The organism is Microcoleus sp. B3-D7, assembly GCF_036705305.1.
GTDB lineage: Bacteria > Cyanobacteriota > Cyanobacteriia > Cyanobacteriales > Microcoleaceae > Microcoleus.
Genome location: NZ_JAUBUE010000013.1, coordinates 13866 through 39604, shown reverse-complemented (window position 1 = coordinate 39604; position 25739 = coordinate 13866). Strand labels below are relative to the sequence as shown.

Here is a 25739-nt window from a genome sequence, read left to right as displayed (position 1 = left end):
GATGCTCGATCGACTCTACTGTTTCTGAAACAACGGGCTGATTTTCGACTATCGGTTGCGATTCGGATTGATGATAATCCGCGATCGAGTCTTGAGTTGTTGCCGCTTCTTGCAGATTTCGATCGACCTCCGGTTCGCTATGAACCCGATTTTCTTCCGGTTTCTTTTCAGCCGCTGTCAGCCTTAAAAACACATCTTCCAGAGTAGCGCGAGAGCGACGCATTTCGCACAGTCCAAATCCAGAGGCGACGATAGCTGTAGCAATTTCTCGTCCGGGTTCTATGTCGGATTCGCACAATGCCCGCAGGCGGTAGCGACCCACTAAAAATTGATTGCTTGGAATCAATTCGACCGATCGAACTCCCGGCAAATTTTCCAAAGAAGGCAACAGCCGACTGTTTACCAAATCCCCCTCGCCTTCAACTTCGAGTTCGTAGCCCTCTCCGGCGGCCAACTCTTCCATCAAATTTTCGGGACTACCCGCAGCGACGATTTTACCGCGATTGATGATGGTAACGCGGTTACAAGTCATGCTGACTTCCGGCAGAATGTGCGTGGAAAGGATAATTGTGTGTTGGCCGCCAAGACTTTTGATTAAATTGCGAACTTCGATGATTTGTCGGGGGTCGAGGCCCACGGTTGGTTCGTCTAAGATAATTACCGGGGGGTCGTGGACGATCGCCTGGGCGATACCGACGCGCTGGCGAAATCCTTTAGAAAGCTTGCGAATTAAAACTTTGCGTTTATCAACCAGGCCGCAGCGTTCGATCGCGGAGGTAACTCGTCGCGCGCGATCGCCCGCAGGTACTTGCTTAATTCTGGCCACAAAAAACAGAAACCCTTCCACAGTCATTTCTGGATACAGTGGCGGGTTTTCCGGCAGATAGCCGATGCGCTGTCTGACGGCCATCGAGTCTTCGTGAACATCCATGCCGGCGATGCGGGCCGTACCGCTGGATGCCGGCAAATATCCCGACAAAATCCGCATGGTTGTGGTTTTGCCCGCGCCGTTTGGCCCCAAAAACCCGAGAATTTCTCCTGATTCGACCGAAAAAGACACGTCCGCGATCGCTGCGGTCGAACCGTAAGTTTTGCTTAAGTGTTCTACTTCAATCATTTGTCAGAAGTCACGCAATTTTAGATTTTAGATTTTAGATTTACTTTGCCAACCACAGGCGGGACGCCTGTTCCACGAAGTTGAGAGTCCCGCCCGATCGGCGGGTCGATCGAATTTATGGCGAAATTTTTAATTTGATTTTGTCTTCCAGTGTAGTCTGGCAAGAACCAAATCTATCATAAGGGTCGATCGGACTTTGAAACAAAATGCTAGGTAGTAGGGTGCCGAGCCCGGAAACGATTAGCCGATGTACATCGAATCGCTCCAACTGACGCATCCTACCAGTAGAGTCCGTGCCTAACCGAACCGTCAACTAGCTGCCTTCGCTACAGACGCGGGGCTGTTTCTAGGTTGAGTAGCGCTTGCGCGCCCCTCCGCCTAATGCGCCTTCGCGGTTCGTTCAAAAAAATCTCAACTCCTTTTCCAAATCTTGATTTCCCCCAACCAACCCGCACTAACAATAGTCTTACCGTCGCTGCTAATCGCCACAGCGCTAACGTAGCCAGCATGACCGCTCAAATTACCTCTCAATTCGCCCGATCGCACATCCCAAAGTCTCACACTCTTATCCCAACTGCCAGTAACCAGCGTAGTGCCATCCCGACTGAATGCCACCGACCAAACCCCGTCGGTATGCCCGCTTAAACGCCGAATTAACTGCCCGTTTCCGGCATTCCACAACCCAACAGTGCCATTGCTGTTTCCCGCAGCTAAACTTTTGCCGTCGGGAGTAAAAGCTAGCGACAAAACAGACAAGTTTTTGCCACCAATCGTGTGAATTGCTTGACCTGTAGCTAAATTCCACAACCTAATTGAACCGTCTTTGCTGCCGCTAGCTAAAGTTTTGTTGTCGGGACTAATTGCAACAGCATTCACCAACCCAGAATGCCCGGTCAAAGTCCGCAGCAACTCTCCTGTTTTCTGGTTCCAAATCTTAATCGTTTTGTCCCAACTACCGCTGGCTACAAATTGACCGTCGGCACTAACGGCAACGCTCGAAACAGCATTGGAATGCCCGCTCAAAGTGCGTACAACCGAGCCTGTTTCTAAATTCCAAATTTTCACAGTTTTGTCGTCGCTGCCGCTAGCTAACACCTTGCCATCAGCACTCGCGGCCAATGCGTTTACTGCTTCCGCGTGTCCTTGCAGGGTAGTTTTTAATTGCCCGCTGGGAAAATTCCAAACTGAGATTGTGCCGTTGCTATTTCCTGTAGTAAAATAAGCTGAAGCTAGGGCAAGGGAACTGACAACTTCCGAAGGCCCTTTGAGGGTATTTGTGGCAGCAAAGGCGATCGCACTTGCGGGCGTGCGGGGCGCATTATTCGCCGGAGTTTTGGGGTTTCCAGCAGTTGGAGATTGGGGAACTACTGGCAGCGAAACAGTCGATCGCCATTTCATGAAAGTATTGATTTCTATTCCCGCCGCCACAATTTTATCAGAGTTGTCCTCTAACCTGACAATGCCGTTAATTGCGACAACTCGCCCTGCGTCATCGAGCACCGGCCCGCCGCTCATTCCCGCTCTCACTAAGTTATTGTAGACCAAAGTATAACCGTTCCAAGGAGTTTGGCGGCCGGTAAGCTGACCTTCCGTGGCGATGAAAATCGGCTGTCTCAGAGAACCGCCGGATATCGGCCAGCCGGCCACATAAGCTTTGTTTCCCTTAGTTGCTGCGGAATTGGCTAATTGAGCCAGGGGGTAGCTTTGAGGGCTGCTGAAGGGTACGACGGCTAAATCCATTCCTGGCACTCGCCGCACGAGGCTGTATGATACAGAGTGAGCTTTGCCATCGGGAGTTACGACCTCGTAATCGCCAGCTTTATCGACAACGTGCCAGTTTGTGAGAATATAGTATGTGCTGCCCTGTTTTTCTAAAATTACTCCAGAACCGCCTTTTGTCCCCTGGATGCGAACAGTAATTTGTTGGGCAACGGTTTTAACTTTGTCGGCGGTTAATGCGAGGGCAATTTGAGGTGATGTCAGTGGGATGAGGGCGATCGAACTCAGGGCGATCGTAGCACTCAAAATAGCCGGAATTGTTCTGCTGTAATTCATTATTGTGTCAATTTAACATACCCACATATCGACTGACGCATAACTTTTCCGGTTTGTGGCATATTGACGGTTGACAACGCCAAAACGCGTGCGCGACGATCGAACTTTCGACATTCTCACAAGCCTCACAATATTTGACACAGCCCTCTGGCTAGCAGAAAAATTTAGAATCGGGAACCGCACCTAGCCTCAACAATAGCAACTGGCTGATCTCTATTCTTTTCTCGGCAAATCAGAATTTGAGCCAAACGCTGCTCGGAATAATACCCATTAGCCATCCAGCCGAGGGGTGCGCCCGCGATCGCGCCAACTGCTAAACCAGTGATGAGGCTTCCAATAAGATGCTTTCTGGCGATCGGCTGTTGTTCCATAAAAATTTATCCTAAACATTGACCCTTACCAGAAATACCACACATAAAAGTTAGTTTCTTCCTCCTATTTACTTATTTCCTAAGTAGTAACCCCTTATTAAGTATCATGTCCTTCACAGTCCGCTTAACACAATCCCATGCAGCCATAATCAAGCATCCACACTTAACAAAACCGATCGCAAGAAATATATGGTATTTAGAAACTGGGAAAAAGAATTAACTGAGGAAAATTTCCGAGAGCAAATAGCCCAAGCCAAGGAAGCATGGAAAAACGCTGAGGCTACAGAGGCCCGCGCCGAATCTGTGCAGTATAACCAGTCAGAAGATTTAATAGTTATAAAACTGAAAAACGGTGCTATTTTTTGTTTTCCTCCAAGCCTTGCACAAGGCTTAGAAGGTGCTTCACCAGAACAACTTGCTGATGTTTGGCTACCGCCTTCCGGTAGTAGCGTGCACGGGGAAAGCTTAGATTTTGAGTTGGGCATTCCCTAACTGATCGCAGGTATTTTTGGGGCCAAATCTTGGATGGCTGATTAATTTCTTAGTCCCCCTCTACTCGGAGGACACTTTGACTCTTAAGCGATTTCAATCGCCGAACGATCTAAAATCCCCGACTTCTGGGAGAAGCCGGGGATTTCTTGTGCAATTCTATGCCAAATCAAACAGCAAAAATTCAGCATCTGCCGTAGCTTCAATCGCCAATTCAGACTCGCCGCTAACCGCCGCAGCGTCGCCATTTTTCAAAGGCAAACCGTTGACCAAAACCGAGCCGCGAGCAACTTGCACCCAAGCGTGGCGATTCGGCTGCAAAGCATGAGAAACCCGCGAGTCTTTATCCAAAACAGCCGCATACAAATCAACATCTTGATGCACTTTCACAGCACCATCTCTCGCATCCCGTGCCGCCACTAAACGCAGTTTTCCGTGCCTTTCTGCTAGGGGAAACTCCCGCTGTTCGTAACTCGGAGGCAAACCCTGTGTATCGGGTAACAGCCAGATTTGCAGCAAATGAACCGGGTCTGTTTGCGAGTTATTGAACTCGCTGTGCTTGATCCCCGTACCTGCACTCATCCGCTGTACTTCACCGGGTTTAATCACTGCACCAGTACCCAAACTGTCCTTGTGTTCTAATGCTCCTTCTAATACATAAGTAATGATTTCCATGTCGCTGTGCCCGTGAGTGCCGAAACCTTTGCCGGGGCTAACGAAATCCTCATTAATTACCCGCAAAGATCGAAAATTCATAAAATTTGGATCGTAATAGCCGGCAAAAGAAAATGTGTGGTAACTATCGAGCCAACCGTGATTTGCGTGTCCTCTTGCTTCACTTTTTCTGACGGTAATCATTTTCTGAATCCTCAGTGAAATTTATCGGGTACTTCTTTGATGTTTTTATTTTAAACCGAGTCAAGTTATTATGGATAGTACGCACTTAAAAGTGCGATACTTACCAAAAAGATACTATGCAAGTCCAAGAAGTAAAGGTCGATCGAGCAAATTGCCCTGTAGAACGCACTCTAGAGGTGATTGGCGGGCGCTGGAAAGTCTTGATTCTGCGGGAGTTGTTTCAAGGAGTGAAGCGCTTTAACGAGCTGCAACGAGCTGTCAACGGCATTACTCAGAAGATGCTGACGCAGCAACTGCGCGAAATGGAGTCAGACGCGATCGTGCATCGGGAAATTTACCTGCAAGTGCCGCCAAAAGTTGAATATTCGCTAACGCCTTTGGGCGAAAGTCTCAAACCGATTATTAATGCCATGCACGAATGGGGAATTCAGCATATTAGCGAAGATGGAAAATGAGCGGTTTCTAAATGTTTTTTTCCGTCTTCCGACAGATTTCAAATTTTCAACCTAGTTCAACAATAATAATATGAACAACATAGAGCGTCTCGCCACCCTCAACCGCATCCGCAAACTCAGTCGCCTGATGGATACCGCCATTGGCATCCCCGGCACTAAATTTCGCATTGGTTTAGACCCTATTATCGGTTTAGTTCCGGGTGCTGGGGATATCGTAGATACCGCGTTTTCCGCCTACCTAATTTATTTAGCAACTCGATTCAACATTCCCCAAAAAACTCTAGGGAAAATGATTTACAATATCGGTCTAGAAGCCGTCGTTGGTTCAGTACCTTTAGTAGGAGATATCTTCGATGCTTTTTATAAATCAAACATGAGAAATCTGGCGCTTTTAGAAGCACACCTCGAAGAAGCTGAACCAGAACTAGCCGCAGTTGCCGAACCTGTTCCTCAATCTATTAAATTGTAGGTACGAATTTCACAAACAATAATTGTAAATAACCAACAATCTCTCAAGCTCGCCCCATCAAACGAAAAATCAGAATGTAGATTTTCCGTATTCAATCCAAATTTAATGTTGATGTGGGTTATCTGTTGTGGGGGGCGGGTTTATCTAGATTGTTGGTACTCGTCAGATATTATTCGTAAAACTCGCCCTTACGAAATAATCACTGATGTCGTTTAGCCGCTTCCACCAAAGCAATAACATCTTCTTCTCTAGTATTAAAAGCCGTTACCAGTCTAACAGTACATTCATCCCACCGATAAAACAGAAAACCCTCAGCTAAAACCGATGTAATTACAGATTCGGGAAGTTGAATAAAAATCTCGTTGGCTTCAACCCGATCGCAAAACTTCGCTCCCTCAACTTCCGCCAAACCTTGGGCTAATTTCGCTGCCATATTATTTGCATGAGCGGCATTCTTCAGCCACAAATCATCCGTTACATACGCTTCCAACTGCGCCGACAAAAACCGCATTTTCGAGAAAAGATGCCCGCTGCGCTTGCGGTAAAAAGGGAAAGTCTTTGCTAATTCTTGATTTAAAAAAACCACAGCTTCCGCACCCATCGCACCGTTTTTTGTAGCTCCAAATGAGAGAATATCCACACCGGCGCGCCAAGTGACATCCGCCGGAGAACAGCCCAAACTGACAACAGCATTGGCAAAGCGAGCTCCATCCATGTGCAGGTGCAAATTGTGAGCGCGAACTACTTCCGAAATGTGGGAAATTTCTGCTGGATTGTAGACTGTGCCGGCTTCCGTTGCTTGAGTGATGCTGACGGCTGCGGGCTGTACGTGGTGGACGACACCTGCACCAGCGCGCTCGAGCATTTTTCCTAAAGTCTCTGCCTCTATTTTACCATGATTTCCTGTTACTGTAACTAACTTTGCACCGCCTGTAAAAAACTCCGGCGCGCCGCATTCATCTAAATTAATATGAGATGCTGCGTGACAGTAAACAGCCCCGTAAGGAGGAGTCATAACCGCAAGGGCCAGAGCATTAGCAGCAGAACCTGTTGCTACTGGAAAAACAGTCACCGATGTCTCGAACAAATCCGAAAATTTAACTTGCAAACGCTGCGTATATTCATCATCTCCGTAAGACATCACAGCACCGCAATTAGCCGCTGCAATCGCCGCCATAATCTCCGGCGAAACCCCGGTTGCATTGTCGCTACAAAAATTCATTAGAATAATTGGTAAATAGAATCTATAATATAACTCAACACTCAACAGTCAACAGTCAAGCATTCAACCAAGAGGAAGAATTATGGCAGAATACCGCCAAATAGAATACCGCATCGGCAAAGACGGCAAAATTACCGAAACCGTCCTTAACGCCAGCGGTTCGAGTTGCACCGAAACCACCGCCGGGATAGAAAAAGCCCTCGGAGAAGTAGAATCTCAAGACTTGCTGCCAGAATACTACCAAGGCGAAGAAAATTTGGTCGTTGAACAAACGCAGACTTTAAAACAAGTTTAGAAGAGTTAAAGATGTTTGAGTTCATCGGTGCAACAGTTGATGTAACAACAGTGCCTGCCTTCAGCTTCGCGCTGGCTGTCGGGGGCATTTTTCTCATTTTAGTCTACCTTTATGCTGCATCTGAGGCGGGAGATGCGATCGAGTTTAAGTACGATAAAATTCTGCGGGAACGCATGAATCAGCTAGACATTCTCGATTGGCAAGACTTAGGCGAAAAAGCAGGCTTAAGTCGCTTTGGAGTGCGCTTAGTGCGGCAGGGAGACGTGGGAAAACTCACGGTAGACCAACTGAGACGGCTGGCAACAGTGCTGAATTTGAATTTTCAAGAGTTCGATCGCACTTTGAGCGCGCTGCCCACATCGGCTACAATCACAACTGATCCCAGCGAAATAGAAGAATTGAGGCAGCAGTGTTTCCGGCTGCGATCGGAATTGCAGCAGCAAAAAGCTCAACTAACTGCCGATTTTCGCCGCGCTACCTTTGAACAGTTGCAAACTTTGTTAACCAACTATCCCGCCGCCCGCAAAATGGCAGAAGCCAAGCCGGATATGCCCGCCAAAAATCTCTCAGCTTTGTTTACTCCCTTAGAAAATCTCTTGTCAAGTTGGGATTTTGAAATGATTGGTTCTGCGTGGGAACAAACTGCTTACAATCCGCAGTTGCACGAGCCGGATGTTGAGGATATAACCGAAGGAGAATTAGTTTATATTCGGTTTGTCGGCTATCGAGAGGGAGAGCGAATTCTTACTCCTGCTAAAGTTAGTCGTACCCTTCCAGCGGGAATGAAAAATTAAATTTTAAATTATAAATCAACATGACTACAGTTGCCATTGACTTCGGCACCAGCAATACCGTTGTCTGCATTCTTAACCCGGATACGAAAACACCAGAAACTTTGCGATTGGGCGAGATGTCCCGCATTTTTAAAAAGAAGAATTTGAGCGGAGATATTCGAGAAATATCTGTAGTGCCGACTTTAGTCTTTGTGAAAAATGCCGGAGAGTTGGTGCTGGGAGAAAAAGTGCGATCGCAGCGTTTGGGGCAATCCCAGCCAGACCGCTTTTTCAAAGCTTTTAAACGCAATTTAGCTGCCGACTTTCAGCCGCCACCCCGCAATATCGACGGCGACACCTACACAGCCGAATCAGTAGCAGAACAGTTTATTAAGACTATTTGGAAACAATTATATTTACAAAATATACAGCCAGACAAAGTAATTTTTACAGTACCAGTCGGAGCATTTGAGCGATATCTAGATTGGTTTCGCGACTTAGGAGAAAGTTTGGGAGTTGCGGAAGTTCAGGTAATAGATGAATCCACAGCCGCCGCCCTGGGATATGCAGTCAAACGCCCCGGCTCTCTAGTTTTAGTAGTGGATTTTGGCGGCGGAACTTTAGATTTAAGTTTAGTTCGCACTGCTGTAACCCCCTCCTTACCCTCCCTTAGCAACGCGGGGAGAAATCTCGATCCCCCCCTTGACAAGGGGGGGCTGGGGGGGGTGCGTGCCGAAGTATTGGCAAAATCCGATGCTTATGTAGGCGGCGAAGATATTGACATCTGGATTGTCGAAGATTATTTGCGGCAAATTGGTTCGTCGCGGGCAGAAGTCGGCCCAGTTGGCTGGCAAAACTTATTAGAAATAGCGGAAAAATTAAAAATTCAACTTTCTCAAGTTAATGAGGCGAAGGAAAGCTGGTTTGACGATGAAAATTTTATGTCTTACGACTTGCAGCTAAACCGAGACAAGCTTGAGGAAATTCTGGAATCTAGACAGTTGTTAGAACAGTTGCGGGAAAGTTTAGACGAAGTGCTGAGCATTGCAATGGGAAAAGGTATCGGCAAAGCAGATATAGAACAGGTTTTGCTAGTAGGAGGGACTTCTCTAATTCCGGCTGTATCTAATTTAGTGGTTTCGTATTTTGGGCGGCAAAAAGTCAAAGCTGACAAGCCGTTTGAAGCGGTGGCGCACGGTGCTTTAGCCTTGACACAATTAGCGAGTGTTGACGATTATTTGCGCCACAGCTATGCAATTCGCCTCTGGGAACCTTATGCTAAAGCTTATGCTTATTCGCCGATATTTAGCAAGGAAATGAAGTATCCCTGTCAAAGTTCCGAAGAGTTGACGCTGCAAGTGGCAATTGAAGGGCAAAGGGAAATTCGGTTAGATATTGGGGAAGTTGCGGAGGTATCGCAAGCGGAGGTTATTTTTAACGAAAAAGGGCAAATGACGAGCAGTTTGCTCAACAAAAAAACTGATTTTCGGTCTCTGGAAAGCCACCACCAGCAGGTTTGCGTAGCGCATTTAAATCCGCCCGGGGTATTGGGAATTGACAGGATTTCGGTGAGTTTTGAGGTGGATGAGAGGCGGGTTTTGTTGGCGACGGTGCGGGATTTGGTTACTGGTAAGGTGTTGGTGGAAAAAGGGGCGATCGCCAAACTGCAATAATGGTAAAATTTTTAGATAACATTCGGATCTGGAAATTGCTACTCCACAAACTCTCGTCTGGATGGTGCGCTGACTGAAGAATATCGCTTTAAATCAAATTTATGCCACCATGAAAAAGCAACAAAATAAATTCAGCCACCTGACGGCCATCGAAAGAATTTTCCTGTCATTCCCGGCAAGATTTTTATTGGATAAAAACTTGCTGCAAGGCCAAGTCTTAGATTTTGGGTGCGGCTTCGGCAGCGATGTGAAATTGTTGCAGCAAAAAGGCTTCGATATTACGGGTTATGACCCTTATTATTTCCCGGAATTCCCCGAAGATAAATTCGACACAATCATTTGCTTTTATGTTTTGAATGTTTTGTTTCCCGAAGAACAAGCTAATGTCCTGATGGAAGTGTCGCACCTGTTGAAACCGGGAGGGAATGCGTATTTTGCGGTGAGAAGGGATATCAAAAAAGAAGGCTTTCGAGAACATTATGTCCACAAAAAACCTACATATCAGTGCATTGTCAAACTTCCCTTTAAGCCAGTTCACCTAGATGAGTCGTGCGAAATTTACAAATACGTGCATTACAACCATCAAAGAAATTCTACTAATAACTGCATATTCTGCAATCCTTACAAAAACCTAACTTTGCTAACTGAATCAGCAACAGCTTTTGCGATGTTTGACGGTTATCCCGCCAGCAAAGGTCATGTTTTAATCATCCCCAAGCGTCACGTGGCTAATTATTTTGAACTTCCGTTTCGAGAGCAATCGGCTTGCTGGTTTATGGCTAATAAGGTGCAAGAAATGTTAAGTAAAGAGTTTCAGCCTGAGGGGTTTAATGTGGGAATCAATATTAATAAACAGGCTGGTCAAAGTCGCAGTCACGCGGCTATTCATGTTATCCCCCGTTACAAGGGCGATGCGGCTGGGAATAAAGGCGGAATTAGGTATGTGATTCCCAAGAGTGAAAAATAAAAGTTAGCCAATTGTGAAAGTAATTATTTTTTACCGCAGAGGCGCAGAGTACACAGAGGAATAGAGAAGAGAGGAATTCATAATTTTTGTAAGGATTGTTATATTTGAGCAAACGGCGAGCAAAAGAGAGTTAAAATGTGTTTGCAAGGTCTAAAACTACACATTAGCAGCAATTTGGTGTTCTGTTTATGTCTAAGCGCAAAAAGCAAGAATGGCTCAAGGAAACTCTAGAACTCAAAGAAGACCACAATTGGAAGTCAAAGCCTGGAACTCGAATTTTTGTAGCAGGAAGAGGTGCAGTTCGTTTTGATGTCCCGGAAGATTGGCATTTTGAACCGGATACTAATTCGTTCCGATTTACGGATAAAAAGCCGCCGGATGATGATTGTCGTTTGGAGGTTTCGTTTAATTTGCTACCACCTGGTAACTGGGCAGATTTTCCGCTGGTGCCGCTATTACAGAAGGTGGTTGAAGATGATACCAGGAATCCGATCGCTTTTGGGGAAATTATCCAATTGAAGCGGCAAACTGCCCGCATTGTTTGGACTGAATTTAAGTTTATCGACCCTCCAGAACAGCGGGAAGCTTTTTCGCGAATCTGTATTGGATTGGGTTCTAATGTTCAGTGTTTGATTACTTTTGATTACTGGGTTGACGATGCTGAACGTTTGACTCCTGTCTGGGATACGGTGATGGATTCGTTAGTTCTGGGTTTGTTTATTAGCGACCCTCGAACGGGGTTCGCACGTCCAGACTAGACCGATTTTCTGGGAAACTTTCAACAATTAATTTTGCTAAGTGTTGAATAGACAAGCCCCCAATCAGTAAATTTAGAACCTACATTAAACTTTACAACCGCTTTGCCATGAAAATATCTGGCTTGCCAATTCCGTTGGCGTCGGGCATCACTCCCACGATCGCAAAACCCATTTTTTGATAAAATTCGTAGGGATGACCGCGCAAATTTCTAATTTTGGCGACGTGTTCCCAAACGTTAGGATAAAGATTGATGCCTGAAAGAGTTGTTTGATTGTCTTCGTCGTCGGTACCCACCCACAGCACGATCCCTCCCCGGTTTTTAGCTTCTGTTGCTAAATCAGCTACGAGCGATCGACCAATTCCTTGTCCGCGAAATTCTGTTCTCACTACCAGCGGGTGCAGTTCCCAAACATTACCGTCATACTGTTTAATCCCGCCAATCCATCCCAAAACTTGATTGCTGTCGGCGACAGCAATTCGACTGATGCGATCCGGTTCCAAAGATTCTTGCACTTCTTGCAAAGCAGATTTTAGATCGGGCCAAGCATCGGGCCAATGCTCTTTAAAACCTTCAACTATTAATCTAGCTACCTGTTGAATTTTTGGCTCGTCAACCGCACGCAAATCTGTAATTTGTACGTTCATGAATTTACATACTAAATTAAGGATTACGGACTAATACGCTCACAAACTGGATTTTATAACCGGGGAAACGGCAAAAACTAAGTCAGGACTCACGCAGAATCTAATTATATCAAATCAGCGTTAAAAACTCTCGATCCAACTCGGCAATTGAAATCGCTACGTAACGAAGTTGCGTCTGAGCGAGGAACTAAAGAGGGTATTTAAGTTAGATTTGATATTATTTATTGTACCGATCGAGCTGGAACGCAGGTTAGTAGAATACCCTTGAGGTTAAAACCTGTTTGTCGGGCGAGGGCAACATTCGCTACAGCTTGCCCGATCGCCAGCTTTCATATTTCAGTCTAGGCTAATTTTGCCATAAAATCGGATTTTGCGATCGGGTGAGGGCGATCGATCTTCTGTGGAGATAGTTGGCGATCGCACTTTTTGCTAGATTTTAGTCGATCGGCTAATCGTGAAAATGCTATAATTATTAACAAGTTGTGCTTAGGGAGACTACGGAAATGCAGCTCGCACCATTTGAAAGAAAGATGTGGAAGAGTTTGCCACCAAACACACCTGATCGGGGCAGGTTCGATCGCGGCACATACCAGCGCTACGACTTCACAGAAACACCAATCGTTACCGAAATCAACCGTGAAAAGCTTCCCCGGTTTGTTGAATCATTAAAGCTTTCTAATTATATAGAAATGCCATCGCTCTACCAAAGAAGGGGTCGTTGGACTGCGACGATGAAATCCCGATTGATAGAGTCATTTATTGTCAATATTCCCGTACCTTCAATAATTCTGTACAAACAAGATTTCAAGCCTTATGAAGTCTTGGATGGTGAGCAGCGAATCTCCGCTATTCAAGAGTTTTATGAAAACAAACTCAAACTGACAGAGCTGGAAATTTTGCCTGAATTAAATGGATATACCTACAACAGACTTCCTCAAAAAATTAGGGCTAATATCGATCGACGCTCCATATCCTCAATAGCAATTCTTGCCGAATTAACCTCCAATCCTGAAGCAGACAAGTTCCTAAAACAGAAAACCTTTGAACGTCTAAATACTGGAAGATTAAACTTCAGCCAACAGGAAATGAGAAACATTTTGTATGGTGGGAAGTTCAATAAACTGTTGCTAAAATTAGCGCGGAATCCCATATTTGCTGAAGCTTGGGGAATTCCGACAGACGATAACAGCCGAGACTTAGAGAAGAACAGTATTTATGAAAAAATGGAAGATGCTGAATTAGTTTTGCGTTTTTTTGCCTTAAGGAATATAGAACATTATCACATGGAAATGCCAGATTTTTTAGATTTGTATATGATGAAAAGTTTAAAATTCACCAATTACGATATAAATTTTCTGGAAAAAGTTTTCACGGAAACTATTAAATTAGCACATAAAGTTTACGGAAAGCATTTATTTAAACCATTCGATGCTCAATCTCAAACTTGGTCTGAGCAATCCAATCGCTCCTATTATGATGTGACTATGCTTGGTTTTAGCACGCGATTACATGATGCCCATAAATTTATTTCTAAAAACTTGCAAAATCGAGTTATTGAAGAAACAAAAAACCTCTTTAACAAACCAGAAGCTCGTTTTTTGACAGGAGGCGGAACAAGTAAAGCAGAGATTCAGGAGCGGCTCGGAATATTTGACGAAATGCTTTCGCAAGTTATCGGAGAATAACTTGCGATGTTTGAGGAGCTAATCGAGAAAGCTAGTGTCAAAATTTCAACTGTTCGTGCGATAATCAAGACTAACCATCGACTTAGAAAAATCGTAACTCGATACAGTTTAAATAAACAGAAGTTGGCAGAAAATCCTGAATTTGCCGCATTAATAGAGGTAATTCCTAGCGAAAAGGAGTGGGAAATTTACGATCGCTCTGCTGTTGTAACCCGATTGTATGCTATTTACGAGCGCTTCGTTGAGGATTTAATTTCGGATTGGCTGCGACGGATGCCCGATTTGGTTCCACGTTATTCAGATTTGGGAGAAAAAATTCAAAATACCCATCGAGAGGGTATAGGGCGTTTATTAATTGACATCAAAAAGAATAGGTTTCAACACCTTTCAGTTGAGAAAGTAGTGCAAGGATTATCCTGTGGAATTACTGACACTGGAAAATACGAACTACTTCCTGATGCTTTCCTATTGCACGAGCAAAATTTACGGAAGGAAGTGCTAGAAACAGTTTTGAAAAATGCTGGGATTGATGAGGCGTGGAAATGGGTCATTAACCACAAAGAAATTAAATATTTTGTAGAGGAAGTTCGCGGCAGTCAAAACACGGCAGAAGGAGAACTCAAACAACTGGTTGACTATCGAAATAAAGCAGCACACGGCTCTACAGATGAGATTTTGGGGACTCAAGAACTGTTGGACTTAGGTGATTTTGTTGAGGCTTTATGTAAATCCCTTGCCGATTTAGTCACCTACAATATAATTTTACGCCAGATCGATCGAGGGCTGGTAAGGGAGATTGGAAAAATTACTGAGTGGTTCAAAAAGCCACAAGCAGGGGTAGCCAAAGTTCAGGAAGTTACATTAACTGTAGAAGAACGTGTTTTTCTAGTTTTAGTTAATGATGAATTGTCGTACTGCTACGCTGCTAAAGTTGAGAGCCTTCAGCTTAATGATATTTCCCACAATCATGTGGAAATAACCTCGGAGGCAGAAGTAGGGTTAAAGTTCGATCGGGATGCCAGAATAGGATTGACTATTTATGTAACTAAATCAAACCCAGTTGACTGAATCTTTTGTTAACTGCGATCGCCCGCTCGCCAATTCCCCGCAAAATACTAACACAAGTGCCGTACAATTATCCCACCATCCGGCATCAACCAACCTGCTAACCCCATGCTTTGCGATTACCTGGTACAAATCCTCACAGCCCGCGTCTACGATGTTGCTCAAGAAACAGCCCTAGAATCCGCCCCGAATCTATCAGCACGGCTCAACAATAAACTTTTGCTGAAGCGAGAGGATATGCAGTCGGTGTTTTCCTTCAAACTGCGGGGTGCGTACAACAAAATGGCGCAACTGTCGCCGGATTTGCTAGCACAAGGTGTCATTGCAGCTTCCGCCGGCAACCACGCTCAAGGAGTCGCCCTCGCCGCCCGCCACCTGGGAACTCGCGCGATTATCGTGATGCCCGTAACGACGCCGCAGGTGAAGGTAAATGCGGTGATAGCCCGTGGTGGAGAGGTAGTCTTGCATGGGGATGCTTACGATGATGCTTACGCTTTTGCGCGTCAATTAGAGGCGGAAAAAGGTATGACTTTTATTCACCCTTTTGATGACCCCTACGTGATTGCTGGACAGGGTACGATCGGCATGGAAATTCTGCGGCAACATCAAAAACCAATTCACGCGATTTTTGTGGCAATTGGTGGCGGTGGATTGATTTCGGGAATTGCGGCCTATGTCAAGCGGTTGCGGCCGGAAATTAAAATTATTGGCGTCGAACCGGTGGATTCCGATGCCATGAATCAATCGCTGAAAGCCGGTAAACGGGTGCGTTTGTCGCAGGTGGGTTTATTTGCTGATGGCGTTGCTGTGCGCGAAGTGGGGGAGGAAACTTTTCGCTTGTGTCAGGAGTATGTGGATGAGATTATTTTGGTGGATACGGATGATGTTTGCGCGGCGATTAAGGATGTTTTTGAAGATACGCGATCGATCTTAGAACCTGCTGGCGCTTTGGCGATCGCAGGTGCGAAAGCTTACGTCGAACGGGAACAAATCGCAGAACAAACATTAATTGCTGTTGCTTGCGGCGCGAACATGAATTTCGATCGCCTGCGTTTTGTAGCAGAAAGAGCAGAGTTTGGCGAACGCCGCGAAGCGATTTTTGCAGTCACAATTCCAGAACAACCGGGAAGTCTCCGCAGGTTTTGCGAATGTCTGGGCAAACGCAATTTAACTGAATTTAGCTATCGAATTGCGGATGAGAAAGAGGCACATATTTTTATCGGCGTACAAATTCAAAACCGTGCCGATGCGGTAAAGATAGCGGCAAGTTTTGAAGGTTGTGGCTTCAAGACTTTGGATTTAACTGATGATGAATTAACGAAATTGCACGTGCGGCATATGGTGGGCGGGCGTTCGATGCTGGCCGATCATGAATTGTTTTATCGCTTTGAATTTCCCGAACGTCCGGGTGCGTTGATGAAGTTTGTCGGTTCGATGAGCCCTAACTGGAATATCAGCGTTTTTCACTATCGAAATAACGGCGCAGATTACGGGCGAATTGTGGTGGGAATTCAAGTACCGCCCGATGAGATGCAGGAATGGCAGGCTTTTTTGGATACGCTGGGCTATCAGTATGGGGATGAGAGTCAAAATCCGGCGTATAAATTGTTTTTGAGGTAGGGTTTTTTGGGAAAGTTACCCTCTTTATGAAGGAGGCGGTTGAAGCCGGGGCAACAACGGGGGGATTGCCCCTACAAAGGAGAAAATCTCAGACTCAAACGCACCCTACAGCACAAACTAGAATCATCGTGCAAACTCATAGGCAATATTCGTGATGCGGCCGCGCCAGTAGGGCAATAGCGAGCCATCAGGCAGTTGCCACGCCACCTCACCGGAGAGCGGAATCCGCATACCCTCTCGCAATTCGTAGTCCCAGAAGCGGCCAATCCAGGGCGCAAACAGCAGCCCCCCGTTAACTGTACGGGCGCGGGCCTCGGCGCGGATACTGGCGATTACCCCTGCTTCATCAAAGCGGAAATCCAGGGAAACAGCGGTGTCGCCATCCTGTAGCGTTGCTCTGGCCGAAGAATTGTCGATCGCCTCCCAGCGAACACCCTGACTCGGCAGCAGTCTCGTCGGATACCAAGCAGCCTCCGCGAAAAAGCGCATCAGTTCCCCTTGTGCAGCTTCTGGAGTGCCGCGGATATCCGCCAGAGTCACCAGGCCCAGCAGCGCCGCATGGAGGATGCCTTCGCCAGAAATGTAGGCATCATGAACAAACGCATTGATACCGGGCATCATGGCAATTCGCCCGTCCCAGTCAAAGCCAGGGCGCTGAGTAATTACCAGTTGAGTTGAGGTGAAGGCGCTCCATTTTTCTGCCGTTTCGCTCATGTTAAACGTGCCTTCGTGGGAAACCCGCGCTGCTACAATTAGCGCTTGTCCATCCTTGAGCACCGCGCGAAAGTAGCGCTGCACTGGCTGGGGTAAATCGGCGATTTCCCGCGCATCAAATGTGAGAGGTTTAATTGGTAAGCGTGCAGCTTCCAGATTGGCTCGCAGTTCCTTGGTACTCAGATGCCAGCGGTATGCTCCAAGGGCGATCGCGCCAACAATGCCAACTACAAGGGCAAAGATGATTAGTACGATCGCCGATCGCCACATTGTGATTCCTCTTGATACCTAAAAACGAGTTAATCAAGCGCGAGTCTTACACCCATCGACCCACTACAACTCTCACCGTTCCATCTGCCAAAGTTTCCTCTTCTTCAACATGAAAACCCTCTGACTGCACCGCCGCCATCAAACTTTTCCGCGCGTATTTTTGACTAATTGAATTGATAAATTCCTGCTGATTAATTCTAGCGCCCCAAAAATCCGCTACCAATTCGTAATCCTCTCCGTTGCGGCGAAAACCCAAATCGTAACCATTGGATTGCCGAATCACGTACTCGGCATTAGTTTTGTCACCCCGATAACCCCGTACCTGCACATTGGACTCTACTTGATAACCCAACTCTTCCAACACTTGATGCAGCAGTTCCCCGTTCTTGATCTGAACCTTGATAGTTGTGAAGTGTGACATATCACTTTCGGATTTTTGTGTAAAACGCTGATTTGATTATAATACTATAAACTGCCACAGTCAATAAGTTAGAACTTGTGCTCTTAAACCTGGTTTTAGCGTCAGCGAAAGCAGCCAGGTTACTAGCCCCCGGATTCATAATTTCAGAAATTAAAAACATAGTATCCGATAACAATTTACCAGATTCATCCGTGAGTTCGCTTTCTTCAATCCTCCAATTCTTCAAATCTAAAATCTAAAATCTAAAATCGTATGATTGCCGACAATTCTAACCAACCCAGAGAATATGATGCTGTCCTCGGCGGTCAAAGCCAAATCCCGATCGCCGGCGCTGTTTTGGGAGGGATCGCGGGGGTCAAGCAGCGCTTCAACAGTCCTAGTATCGAGTCGCGGATTGCCGCTGTTAAAGATGCTCCTAAATACGGAGGCGCTGGTTTAAATTTAGCAATTGAGGCGCTGCTTGACCCCGCAGCAGAAGTGCAGCGAGTTGCTTATTTAATTTTGCGATCGAGGACAGAACCTTTAGTCAGCCAAGCTTTAAAAGACTTCGTACCTTACAAGCTTTTTGACTGCATCCGCACGGTCAAAACTGGGACAAATGTTGCGATTAGTCCCGGAGGATATCGCACGGCGAGTTTGCACGGGAAAATTATTAGAATTTGCGATGTAGATACAGGAGAAATACTCTATACTGTTGACAAGTATCCCCGCGCTCAAGAAACTTTTGTCCTTTGCCAAGAAAGTGAAGTGTTTGTGAGGAGCAGAAATACTCCGAAACATCGTGCGATCGAAATTTGGCAGGGTGGAGAATTGCGCCATACTTCCCTCGGACATGAAGCGGAAATTAGCGCAATTGTCATCAGTCCCGACAGTCAAGTTATCGCCACAGGTTCGGCAGATACTACTATCAAAATTTGGAATTTAGAGACGGGAAAGTTAATCTGTACTTTTGGCAGTCTTTTAACCTGGGGAGCTCATAAAGCAGGAATTGTTAGTCTTGCTTTTAGCCCGCTCGCACAAACTCTCGCTAGCAGCAGTTCTGACGGTACAATTAAACTGTGGAACCTCCGCAGCAGAGAGTGCTCCCAAACAATTAAGGGTTATGCGAATTGTCTGGCTTTCAGTCCAGACGGGCAGACTTTGGCTACTGGCGGCTGGGACAGAAATATTCAACTGCGACAGCTATCGAATCCAGATAGTTCAATCACTTTAGCCGGGCATTTTAACTCGATAAATGCCATCGCCTTTAGTCCCGACGGACTCACTGTTGTCAGTGCTAGTGCCGATGGTAATATCAAATTTTGGAATGCCAGTACCGGCGAAAATTTTTACACTCTTAGCGGACATCAAAGCTCTGTTACTTGTCTTACTTTTAGCAGCGATGGTGAAACTATTATCAGTGGTAGTATAGACAAAACTGTCAAAACTTGGGGAGTTAATTGAAGGAGGTTCGGCAACCAGCACTGTACAAGATGTAGCGGAGGGCAGAAAGAGAGAATAGGAAATAGGGAAGAAGGCAGAAGGCAGAAAGAAGAGGGAATCGAACTCATGATTTTCACAAATTAAATACCTCCTAACCATTCAGGCGCTGCCTATATTTCAATTTTCCCGATTCCCTCTTCCTCGCTGCGTGAATCTACGCAAACAAATATAATAAATTTACAATCCCAGTTCTTGTGCAAGCCGAGGATTGCGGAACTTATTTTTGCACTACTACAAATAGTTACCGTAAAAATACCGACTGACAGGCATTATTCAGCTTATTATCAATTTGTGAACTGTCGCTGAAAAGCCTGAGCGAGCCGCAATTTCTGAATCCTTTAAAGTACCTTTAATATTATCGCATCTTGGTCGGATGAGTATTACTGCTAATTGTAATATTTGACTTAAAAAGTTTATGCTTAAAAGATAGGCTAGGGTTAAATATACAGTGCGCCCTAGAGTAACCATGTCACACTGCAACCAATCCATCTGTCGTTCCCGCAATCTCGCAGAAATGTGCGATACTGCTGCGAGTTGGCAGCAAAAAGCCGATCGACTAACGGTAGAATTAAACACAACCCAGGATCTGCTTCATGCAGAAATCGAGCGGCTCAAACAAGCCAACGAAACCCTTCACGCCGCTGTCAGTTGTGCCCCTATTTTCCTGTGGGCAACAGACAGAGAAGGCAAGTTAACCCTTGCAGCAGGGAAAGGATTAGAAAATTTGGGACTCAAACCAGGTGCAACTGTCGGGCGATCGATTGGTGAAGTTTACAGCAGCCAGCCAGATATCTTAGAAAATATTGCCGAGGTATTAGCAGGAAACGATCGTACTTGGAACATCCCAGAGAGGCATTTTATTCACGAAATTCGATCCGCAGCCCTGCGAGATGGAAACGGCGAAGTTGTCGGCGCAGTTGGTGTTTCTACTGAAATTACCGAGCGCGAGCAGTCCATTGCCACTCTGGAAACGGCAAATCAAGAATTAGAAGACAGACTTCAGCAGCAAACGGCAGTCTTCAATGCAGCACTTGCCGAAAGCGAAAAAAAGTACCGCAACCTCGTAGAAACATCCCAAGAATTGATTTGGTCGATCGATATTGAAGGCCTGTTGACTTTTGTCAATTCCGCCGCCAAACGCATCTATGGTTACGAACCGCCAGAAATGATCGGACGCCGCTTCACCGATTTTTTAGTTCCCGATCAAGGAAGTAGACCAAGAGAAATATTTGCCCAACTTTTAGCGAGAACCAAACTTCAGCCACAAACCGCTAATTCTCCTTACGAAACAGTACACATTCGCAAAGACGGTACTCCCGTCCACCTGCGCGTCAACAGCATCGTCAACCAAGCTGAAAACGGCGCTATTTTAGGCTTGTGCGGAACGGCGACAGATATTAGCGAGCACAAGCGATCGGAAGAAGCACTCCAAGAAGCTACAGACCAACTTCGCGCCGTTTTGGATGCCGTACCCGGACTGATTTCTTGGATCAGTTCAGATTTGCGGTATATCGGAGTCAACCAGCACTTAGCAACCTCATTCAACCTGTCTCCTGAAAGCTTTGTAGGTCAAGAAATCAACTTTCTCGACAAAGGCTCGACTTTCGGAGAACTGATCCGAATTTTTTTTGACAGTTCATCTCAGCAAATCTGCCAAGAAATAGAAATAGAAATTAACGGTTTCGTCCGCAACTATTTGATAGTAGCTCAGAAATATCATCAGGGAACCGCAGCAGTTTCTGTAGGAATAGATATTACCGACCGCAAGCGTGCGGAAGCTCTCAAAAACCAATTAATTTGCTCTCTGCAAGAATCAGAGCACAAATTTCGTAGCCTTTATGAAGCCACCAGCGACGCAGTAATGTTGCTTGACGAAAAGGAGTTTTTCGACTGCAACCCCGCGACCTTAAAAATATTTGGCTGTAGCAACACAAAACAATTTTACGGCAAGAAACTGAGCGACTTTTCCCCACAATTTCAGCCTAGCGGACAAGACTCATCTAGTCTAGCAATACAGAGAATATCGACAGCAATGGAAACAGGTAGCTGTCGCTTTGACTGGGTACACAAACGACTCGACGGTTCAGAATTTCCCGCTGAAGTGCTGTTAAATGCAATGGAAATTAACGGACGAAAAGTAATTCAAGCAGTAGTGCGGGATATTACAGAGCGCAAGCGCGACGAAGATGGCATCAAAGCATCCCTCGCAGAAAAAGAAGTTCTCCTCAAAGAAATTCACCACCGTGTCAAAAACAACCTCCAAGTTATTTCCAGTTTGCTCAAACTTCAGTCCCGCTACATCCAAGACAGCCAGGTTAGTGAAATGTTAAAAGAAAGTCAAAACCGAGTCAGATCAATGGCCCTGGTTCACGAACAATTGTATCAATCCAAAGACTTGTCAAACATTGACTTTGCTGAATACATCCAAAATCTCGCCCACAATTTATTCCAAGCTTATGAAAATCATGCAGAAGGCGTCAACTTGCAAACAAATATTGCGCCGTGTTCTCTCAATATTGATACGGCCGTTACTTGCGGGTTAATTATCAACGAGCTTGTGACAAATGCCCTCAAATATGCTTTTAAAGGGCAAGTGAAAGGTAAAATAAAGATAGATTTCACTTTAGATAATAACAGAGTTTGCGTGCTAACCGTGAGCGACAGCGGAATTGGTTTTCCTCAAGACTTAGATTATCGCAAAGCCCGAACGTTGGGTTTGCGACTGGTCGGGTCTCTAGTCAAGCAAATCCGGGGGGGAATAGAACTGTTAGAAACTGCTGGTACGACTTTTAGAATAACCTTTTCTCAGCCCAAATTGCACTCTAAGGAGAAAATTTAGTGTCCAACAAAAAAATTCTGATAGTTGAAGACGAGAGCATCATTGCGGAAGACATTTCCGACAGTTTGATATCTCTCGGATATAGAATAACTGGCATGGTCTATTCGGGAGAAGAAGCGATTGAATCGGCAGCCAAGTTTCGCCCGGATTTAGTTTTAATGGATGTTAACCTCCAAGGAGAAATCGACGGCATTACAGCCGCCGAAGAAATTCGCTTGCGCTTTCAAATCCCGGTAGTTTATCTGACAGCTTATGCCGATGAAACTACTTTGCGACGAGTCAATAGTACAAAACCCTTCGGCTATATTGTCAAGCCATTTGAAGAAAAAAACTTGCACACAACTATTCAACTGGCACTCTACCGACATCAGTATGACAGCTTGACCAACCTGCCAAATCGTTCATTTTTGCGAGAAAAGTTAAGTCGAGTATTAGATGCTCAAAAAGAATTGTCCGGAGTCGTTCCAGTTGTCACGCTTAGCTTAGATAAAATCAACCGCATTAACAGGACCTGGGGACACGATATCGGCGACTCAGTGCTTTGCACTATCGCCCAGCGGCTAACTAACTGTATGGAAAACATTAATAGTGTTGCTCGTTTGGAAGCGGCAGAATTCGCGCTGATTCTTAAACCAGTTGCAGAAAAACAGGATGTGGCTAAGATTGCTCAAAACATTTTAGATATTGTATCCCAAGCTATGATTGTCAAAGATTGCGAAGTCTATGTCACTGCTAGTATGGGGATCTGCTTGTATCCCGGGGACGGCACCGACGGAGATGAAATGCTAAAAAATGCTTATATAGCCATGTATCAATCTCAGCAAAAAGGGGGCAATACTTATCATTTTTATACGGCAAAGAATGCTAATTTTATTATTAATACACTTCTTCAAGAAACTTGCTTGCGCCATGCTTTAAAAAGCTCAGAATTTGAAGTATACTATCAGCCTCAAATAGAAATTAAAACAGGTAAAATGATTGGTGCTGAAGCTTTGGTGCGCTGGAATCATCCCGAACGGGGGCGAGTTTCCCCTGGGGAATTTATTCCAATGGCTGAAGAAATGGGCTTGATTGCACCGTTGGGCGAATGGGTATTAGAGACTGTTTGCAGGCAAACTAAAACATGGCAAAGAGCAGGTTTGCCACTCCTGCGAGTGGCAGTTAACGTGTCAGCCCGTCAATTCGAGCGCAAAAATTTCACGGAAAGAGTCAGGGAGATATTAACAGAAACCGATCTCGATCCCAAGTGTTTGGAATTAGAACTGACGGAAAGTCTTGTTTTGCAAGACGAAATTGCAGCATCTAAAGCTTTTACGGTGTGGAAAGATCAGGGGATTAGGATAGCAATTGATGATTTTGGAACGGGATATTCTTCTTTGAGTTATCCAAAACGCTTTCCGTTTGATGCGATCAAAATAGACAAGAGTTTTATTCGCGACATTGCAGACGATCGCCAAAATGCAGCAATAACAATAGCGATTATTCAAATGGCACACTGCATGAACATGACGGTGGTGGCTGAGGGGGTAGAAAATAAGCAGGAACTTGATTTTTTGTGCGAGCACGAATGCGACGAAATTCAAGGCTATCTTTTCAGTCAGGCTTTGCCAATGGCTGAGTTTGAAGCGCTGCTCAAAAGCGATAAGTGCTGGGATTTATCCTGGAGGAAGAAGGAAGTTCGGCAACGGATTCGGTAAGGGAAGGAGGAAGAAGGAAGTTTGGCAACGGATTGTGTAACGGATGTAACGGATATAAGGGATGTAACGGATGTCAGGAAGAGGGAAGTTTGCCAACGAGCACTGTACGGGATGTAACGGAGGTCAGGAACAAGGAAGAAAGAGGAAGGAAGAAGGAAAAAGGAAGGGTGTCAGCAATTAATAACATCCTAATTGTCTTAGTTGTTGCTAGACAATAGGATAATGGGGAAGTGGTAATTGGTAATTGGTAAAGGATAATTTTTCCTAAAGACTCAAGACTAATGACTAATGACTAATGACTAATGGCTGATGACTAATTTAAAAGATACGATCGCCCAACCAACTTCCCAGCCACAGCCCAAAACCGGAAGTAGCCACCAACAGGATAAACGTATAAAGCCCGCTGCCGTTGTGGCTCAACCTTTCTGCAGCTACCATCCGCGCCACAACTCCAGCAATAATCCCGATCGCAGCCCAAGCCCCATAAACAGTCTTAGACCCGGCGATAGCCAAGGCTTGGACGATCGCCCCCGAACCCGCTCCAGCAAAAACCCCCGCCCACGCCCCAATCCCCAGCCCGATCGCACCAGAGAGCCCGACGGGGCCGCCAGAATTCCCACCTACTTCCGCCGCCAGCCCGCACATCAAGCCAACAACCCCCCAACACACGGCCGCCACCAACGCCTTGACCCAATTCCCAGAAGCAGTTCCCGCCATCAATCCCACCACAGTCACTACTCCCCCTACAGCCAAAACAGCAGCCACAGCCCGCGACTCGGCCTCAGAACTGGCGATCGCCCCCAAACCAGCTCCAACGGCGCCCCAAGCAGCCCCTGTTACCCTTCCTCCCGCCTGAAAACCGGCGATCGACCCCCCTACCGCCCCAGCCAAAACTAGCGCCGCCAGCCACACTCTAGGCGTTGCTGAACCCTCCGCCAGCAAAATCGCGGCCCACAGCCAATCTGCACCACAGATTAAAGCCCACATCCACAGCGGGGCGGTTGATTTCGTCAAAATCCAACCGGTCAAAGCGTAACTCGCCACGGCGATTGCCAGCGGCCACCAAGGGAAGCTTGAATAGTGTTGAGATGGCCGCACTTCCCTCGGCGCGCTTCGCGGTTTTGAGTATTGAGTTGAAAATTCTTTTTTCCTTTTCGAGATAATCTTTGGATAGTTTTGAGATGGCCGTGCTTCCCTCGCAACGCTTCGCCCTGGTTGCTTTCTGCCCCGCCACGCTTGACGATTTTGAGTTGTAAATCGTTTCTTGCTTGAAGAGTTTTTTTGAGTGAGAAATTTTTTGGAGGCGGCTTTTGGGCGGGTTTGACGGCGCTGGGAACCAGGCCTAGCGACTGATTTTCGAGAACGCCTTCTCAGCGGCTTTTCCGGCGCAGGGGGCGGTGGCTGCGGAAACTGTTTTTCGATCGACCTCGATGATTCAGGCTGACTCAGAAACAACACCAACTGCTGGTAAGCTTCATTAATTTCTGTTAATCTTTGGTGAGCTTTTTGTTGCAGGCGGTCATTGTGGGCAAACCGATCGGGATGCCACACAAACGCTAAATCCCTGTAAGCACGCTTAATTTCTTCTAGGGAACTTCCCGGCTCAATTTCGAGGATTTCGTAGCATCGATTAATGTCAGCCATAGGCTTCGGGCAGGTGTTGGTAAATTCGCGTGAAGCGAAGCTATCGCGTAGGGAATCGTACTTAACATCTTCTACTATTCTCAGCCAAGCTGCACAGTAAGCCGAGATCCGCTCAAGTGTCAAGCGTCCTCAAGTCTGCGGGCCATCCTTCCGG

The 25739-nt window shown here is 46.0% G+C and carries 23 protein-coding genes; 14 read left to right on the top strand and 9 right to left on the bottom strand.

Annotation, left to right across the window (positions count from 1 at the left end):
• From QUB25_RS11950 to QUB25_RS11940, 3 genes are all read right to left on the bottom strand, one after another.
• Positions 1–1117: ABC transporter ATP-binding protein (locus QUB25_RS11950; RefSeq protein ID WP_333183477.1), on the bottom strand; the 1117-nt coding region annotated here is incomplete at its 3' end.
• A 411-nt stretch (positions 1118–1528) separates the two neighbouring features.
• Positions 1529–3172 (bottom strand): WD40 domain-containing protein, encoded by a 1644-nt coding sequence (locus tag QUB25_RS11945; RefSeq protein ID WP_333183476.1) that lies wholly within the window; start codon positions 3170–3172, stop codon positions 1529–1531.
• Positions 3173–3336: 164 nt separating this feature from the next.
• Positions 3337–3543 (bottom strand): hypothetical protein, encoded by a 207-nt coding sequence (locus tag QUB25_RS11940; RefSeq protein ID WP_333137895.1) that lies wholly within the window; start codon positions 3541–3543, stop codon positions 3337–3339.
• Positions 3544–3732: 189 nt separating this feature from the next.
• Between QUB25_RS11940 and QUB25_RS11935 the strand changes: the two genes are divergently transcribed.
• A complete protein-coding gene (locus QUB25_RS11935) occupies positions 3733–4035 on the top strand; it encodes a DUF2442 domain-containing protein (RefSeq protein ID WP_333183475.1) in 303 nt (100 codons plus the stop codon).
• A 156-nt stretch (positions 4036–4191) separates the two neighbouring features.
• Here QUB25_RS11935 and QUB25_RS11930 read toward each other — a convergent pair whose 3' ends face one another.
• A complete protein-coding gene (locus tag QUB25_RS11930; protein WP_333183474.1) occupies positions 4192–4890 on the bottom strand; it encodes a pirin family protein in 699 nt (232 codons plus the stop codon).
• 116 nt (positions 4891–5006) lie between these two features.
• On the opposite strand from QUB25_RS11930, the gene QUB25_RS11925 reads away from it, so the two are divergent.
• Complete coding sequence (locus QUB25_RS11925) at positions 5007–5345, top strand: winged helix-turn-helix transcriptional regulator (protein ID WP_006633569.1); 339 nt, start codon at positions 5007–5009, stop codon at positions 5343–5345.
• Positions 5346–5415: 70 nt separating this feature from the next.
• Positions 5416–5814, top strand: coding sequence for a DUF4112 domain-containing protein (locus QUB25_RS11920; RefSeq protein WP_190737102.1), 399 nt, complete (start codon positions 5416–5418; stop codon positions 5812–5814).
• 199 nt (positions 5815–6013) lie between these two features.
• On the opposite strand, the gene QUB25_RS11915 is transcribed toward QUB25_RS11920, so the two are convergent.
• Positions 6014–7036 (bottom strand): low specificity L-threonine aldolase, encoded by a 1023-nt coding sequence (locus tag QUB25_RS11915; RefSeq protein WP_333183473.1) that lies wholly within the window; start codon positions 7034–7036, stop codon positions 6014–6016.
• Positions 7037–7118: 82 nt separating this feature from the next.
• On the opposite strand from QUB25_RS11915, the gene QUB25_RS11910 reads away from it, so the two are divergent.
• The 5 genes from QUB25_RS11910 (at position 7119) to QUB25_RS11890 (ending at position 11502) form a co-directional block, all read left to right on the top strand.
• The gene (locus tag QUB25_RS11910; protein WP_333078782.1) at positions 7119–7331 is read left to right on the top strand and encodes a DUF2997 domain-containing protein; all 213 of its coding nucleotides are present in this window, start codon (positions 7119–7121) and stop codon (positions 7329–7331) included.
• A gap of 11 nt (positions 7332–7342) precedes the next feature.
• Entirely contained in the window at positions 7343–8125 is a 783-nt protein-coding gene (locus tag QUB25_RS11905) for an XRE family transcriptional regulator (RefSeq protein ID WP_333183472.1), read from the top strand.
• A gap of 20 nt (positions 8126–8145) precedes the next feature.
• Positions 8146–9777 carry an Hsp70 family protein gene (locus tag QUB25_RS11900; protein WP_333183471.1) on the top strand — a complete coding sequence of 544 codons (1632 nt, stop codon included), beginning with the start codon at positions 8146–8148 and terminating at the stop codon, positions 9775–9777.
• Between the two features lie 109 nt (positions 9778–9886).
• Positions 9887–10744, top strand: coding sequence for a bifunctional class I SAM-dependent methyltransferase/HIT family protein (locus QUB25_RS11895; RefSeq protein ID WP_333183470.1), 858 nt, complete (start codon positions 9887–9889; stop codon positions 10742–10744).
• Positions 10745–10932: 188 nt separating this feature from the next.
• A complete protein-coding gene (locus tag QUB25_RS11890; RefSeq protein ID WP_333183469.1) occupies positions 10933–11502 on the top strand; it encodes a hypothetical protein in 570 nt (189 codons plus the stop codon).
• A 91-nt stretch (positions 11503–11593) separates the two neighbouring features.
• Here QUB25_RS11890 and QUB25_RS11885 read toward each other — a convergent pair whose 3' ends face one another.
• Positions 11594–12148 carry a GNAT family N-acetyltransferase gene (locus tag QUB25_RS11885; protein ID WP_333183468.1) on the bottom strand — a complete coding sequence of 185 codons (555 nt, stop codon included), beginning with the start codon at positions 12146–12148 and terminating at the stop codon, positions 11594–11596.
• 530 nt (positions 12149–12678) lie between these two features.
• Between QUB25_RS11885 and QUB25_RS11880 the strand changes: the two genes are divergently transcribed.
• From QUB25_RS11880 to ilvA, 3 genes are all read left to right on the top strand, one after another.
• Complete coding sequence (locus QUB25_RS11880) at positions 12679–13833, top strand: DUF262 domain-containing protein (RefSeq protein ID WP_333183467.1); 1155 nt, start codon at positions 12679–12681, stop codon at positions 13831–13833.
• A gap of 6 nt (positions 13834–13839) precedes the next feature.
• Positions 13840–14901: an MAE_28990/MAE_18760 family HEPN-like nuclease gene (locus QUB25_RS11875; protein ID WP_333183466.1), complete on the top strand. Its 1062-nt coding sequence runs from the start codon at positions 13840–13842 to the stop codon at positions 14899–14901.
• A gap of 84 nt (positions 14902–14985) precedes the next feature.
• A complete protein-coding gene (ilvA, locus tag QUB25_RS11870) occupies positions 14986–16518 on the top strand; it encodes a threonine ammonia-lyase, biosynthetic (RefSeq protein WP_333183544.1) in 1533 nt (510 codons plus the stop codon).
• A gap of 123 nt (positions 16519–16641) precedes the next feature.
• Here ilvA and QUB25_RS11865 read toward each other — a convergent pair whose 3' ends face one another.
• Together QUB25_RS11865 and QUB25_RS11860 are read right to left on the bottom strand one after the other, a co-directional pair.
• Positions 16642–17502, bottom strand: coding sequence for a DUF6920 family protein (locus tag QUB25_RS11865; protein ID WP_333183465.1), 861 nt, complete (start codon positions 17500–17502; stop codon positions 16642–16644).
• A 46-nt stretch (positions 17503–17548) separates the two neighbouring features.
• Entirely contained in the window at positions 17549–17923 is a 375-nt protein-coding gene (locus QUB25_RS11860; protein WP_333183464.1) for a DUF1257 domain-containing protein, read from the bottom strand.
• Between the two features lie 252 nt (positions 17924–18175).
• On the opposite strand from QUB25_RS11860, the gene QUB25_RS11855 reads away from it, so the two are divergent.
• The 3 genes from QUB25_RS11855 to QUB25_RS11845 all read left to right on the top strand — a co-directional run bounded on the left by QUB25_RS11855 (position 18176) and on the right by QUB25_RS11845 (position 23941).
• Entirely contained in the window at positions 18176–19366 is a 1191-nt protein-coding gene (locus QUB25_RS11855; RefSeq protein ID WP_333183463.1) for a WD40 repeat domain-containing protein, read from the top strand.
• Positions 19367–19871: 505 nt separating this feature from the next.
• Positions 19872–22244 (top strand): PAS domain S-box protein, encoded by a 2373-nt coding sequence (locus QUB25_RS11850; protein WP_333183462.1) that lies wholly within the window; start codon positions 19872–19874, stop codon positions 22242–22244.
• The gene (locus tag QUB25_RS11845; RefSeq protein ID WP_333183461.1) at positions 22244–23941 is read left to right on the top strand and encodes an EAL domain-containing protein; all 1698 of its coding nucleotides are present in this window, start codon (positions 22244–22246) and stop codon (positions 23939–23941) included. Before QUB25_RS11850 ends, QUB25_RS11845 begins: the two co-directional genes overlap by 1 nt.
• A gap of 318 nt (positions 23942–24259) precedes the next feature.
• On the opposite strand, the gene QUB25_RS11840 is transcribed toward QUB25_RS11845, so the two are convergent.
• Positions 24260–25585 carry a J domain-containing protein gene (locus QUB25_RS11840; protein ID WP_333183460.1) on the bottom strand — a complete coding sequence of 442 codons (1326 nt, stop codon included), beginning with the start codon at positions 25583–25585 and terminating at the stop codon, positions 24260–24262.
• Positions 25586–25739 lie beyond the last annotated feature (154 nt).

What these genes read in the sequence shown, in the direction of transcription:
- QUB25_RS11945 (WP_333183476.1), bottom strand. Translation starts at nt 3,172, where the DNA reads ATGAATTACAGCAGAACAATTCCGGCTATTTTGAGTGCTACGATCGCC.
- QUB25_RS11940 (WP_333137895.1), bottom strand. Translation starts at nt 3,543, where the DNA reads ATGGAACAACAGCCGATCGCCAGAAAGCATCTTATTGGAAGCCTCATC.
- QUB25_RS11935 (WP_333183475.1), top strand. Translation starts at nt 3,733, where the DNA reads ATGGTATTTAGAAACTGGGAAAAAGAATTAACTGAGGAAAATTTCCGA.
- QUB25_RS11930 (WP_333183474.1), bottom strand. Translation starts at nt 4,890, where the DNA reads ATGATTACCGTCAGAAAAAGTGAAGCAAGAGGACACGCAAATCACGGT.
- QUB25_RS11925 (WP_006633569.1), top strand. Translation starts at nt 5,007, where the DNA reads ATGCAAGTCCAAGAAGTAAAGGTCGATCGAGCAAATTGCCCTGTAGAA.
- QUB25_RS11920 (WP_190737102.1), top strand. Translation starts at nt 5,416, where the DNA reads ATGAACAACATAGAGCGTCTCGCCACCCTCAACCGCATCCGCAAACTC.
- QUB25_RS11915 (WP_333183473.1), bottom strand. Translation starts at nt 7,036, where the DNA reads ATGAATTTTTGTAGCGACAATGCAACCGGGGTTTCGCCGGAGATTATG.
- QUB25_RS11910 (WP_333078782.1), top strand. Translation starts at nt 7,119, where the DNA reads ATGGCAGAATACCGCCAAATAGAATACCGCATCGGCAAAGACGGCAAA.
- QUB25_RS11905 (WP_333183472.1), top strand. Translation starts at nt 7,343, where the DNA reads ATGTTTGAGTTCATCGGTGCAACAGTTGATGTAACAACAGTGCCTGCC.
- QUB25_RS11900 (WP_333183471.1), top strand. Translation starts at nt 8,146, where the DNA reads ATGACTACAGTTGCCATTGACTTCGGCACCAGCAATACCGTTGTCTGC.
- QUB25_RS11895 (WP_333183470.1), top strand. Translation starts at nt 9,887, where the DNA reads ATGAAAAAGCAACAAAATAAATTCAGCCACCTGACGGCCATCGAAAGA.
- QUB25_RS11890 (WP_333183469.1), top strand. Translation starts at nt 10,933, where the DNA reads ATGTCTAAGCGCAAAAAGCAAGAATGGCTCAAGGAAACTCTAGAACTC.
- QUB25_RS11885 (WP_333183468.1), bottom strand. Translation starts at nt 12,148, where the DNA reads ATGAACGTACAAATTACAGATTTGCGTGCGGTTGACGAGCCAAAAATT.
- QUB25_RS11880 (WP_333183467.1), top strand. Translation starts at nt 12,679, where the DNA reads ATGTGGAAGAGTTTGCCACCAAACACACCTGATCGGGGCAGGTTCGAT.
- QUB25_RS11875 (WP_333183466.1), top strand. Translation starts at nt 13,840, where the DNA reads ATGTTTGAGGAGCTAATCGAGAAAGCTAGTGTCAAAATTTCAACTGTT.
- QUB25_RS11865 (WP_333183465.1), bottom strand. Translation starts at nt 17,502, where the DNA reads ATGTGGCGATCGGCGATCGTACTAATCATCTTTGCCCTTGTAGTTGGC.
- QUB25_RS11860 (WP_333183464.1), bottom strand. Translation starts at nt 17,923, where the DNA reads ATGTCACACTTCACAACTATCAAGGTTCAGATCAAGAACGGGGAACTG.
- QUB25_RS11855 (WP_333183463.1), top strand. Translation starts at nt 18,176, where the DNA reads ATGATTGCCGACAATTCTAACCAACCCAGAGAATATGATGCTGTCCTC.
- QUB25_RS11850 (WP_333183462.1), top strand. Translation starts at nt 19,872, where the DNA reads ATGTCACACTGCAACCAATCCATCTGTCGTTCCCGCAATCTCGCAGAA.
- QUB25_RS11840 (WP_333183460.1), bottom strand. Translation starts at nt 25,585, where the DNA reads ATGGCTGACATTAATCGATGCTACGAAATCCTCGAAATTGAGCCGGGA.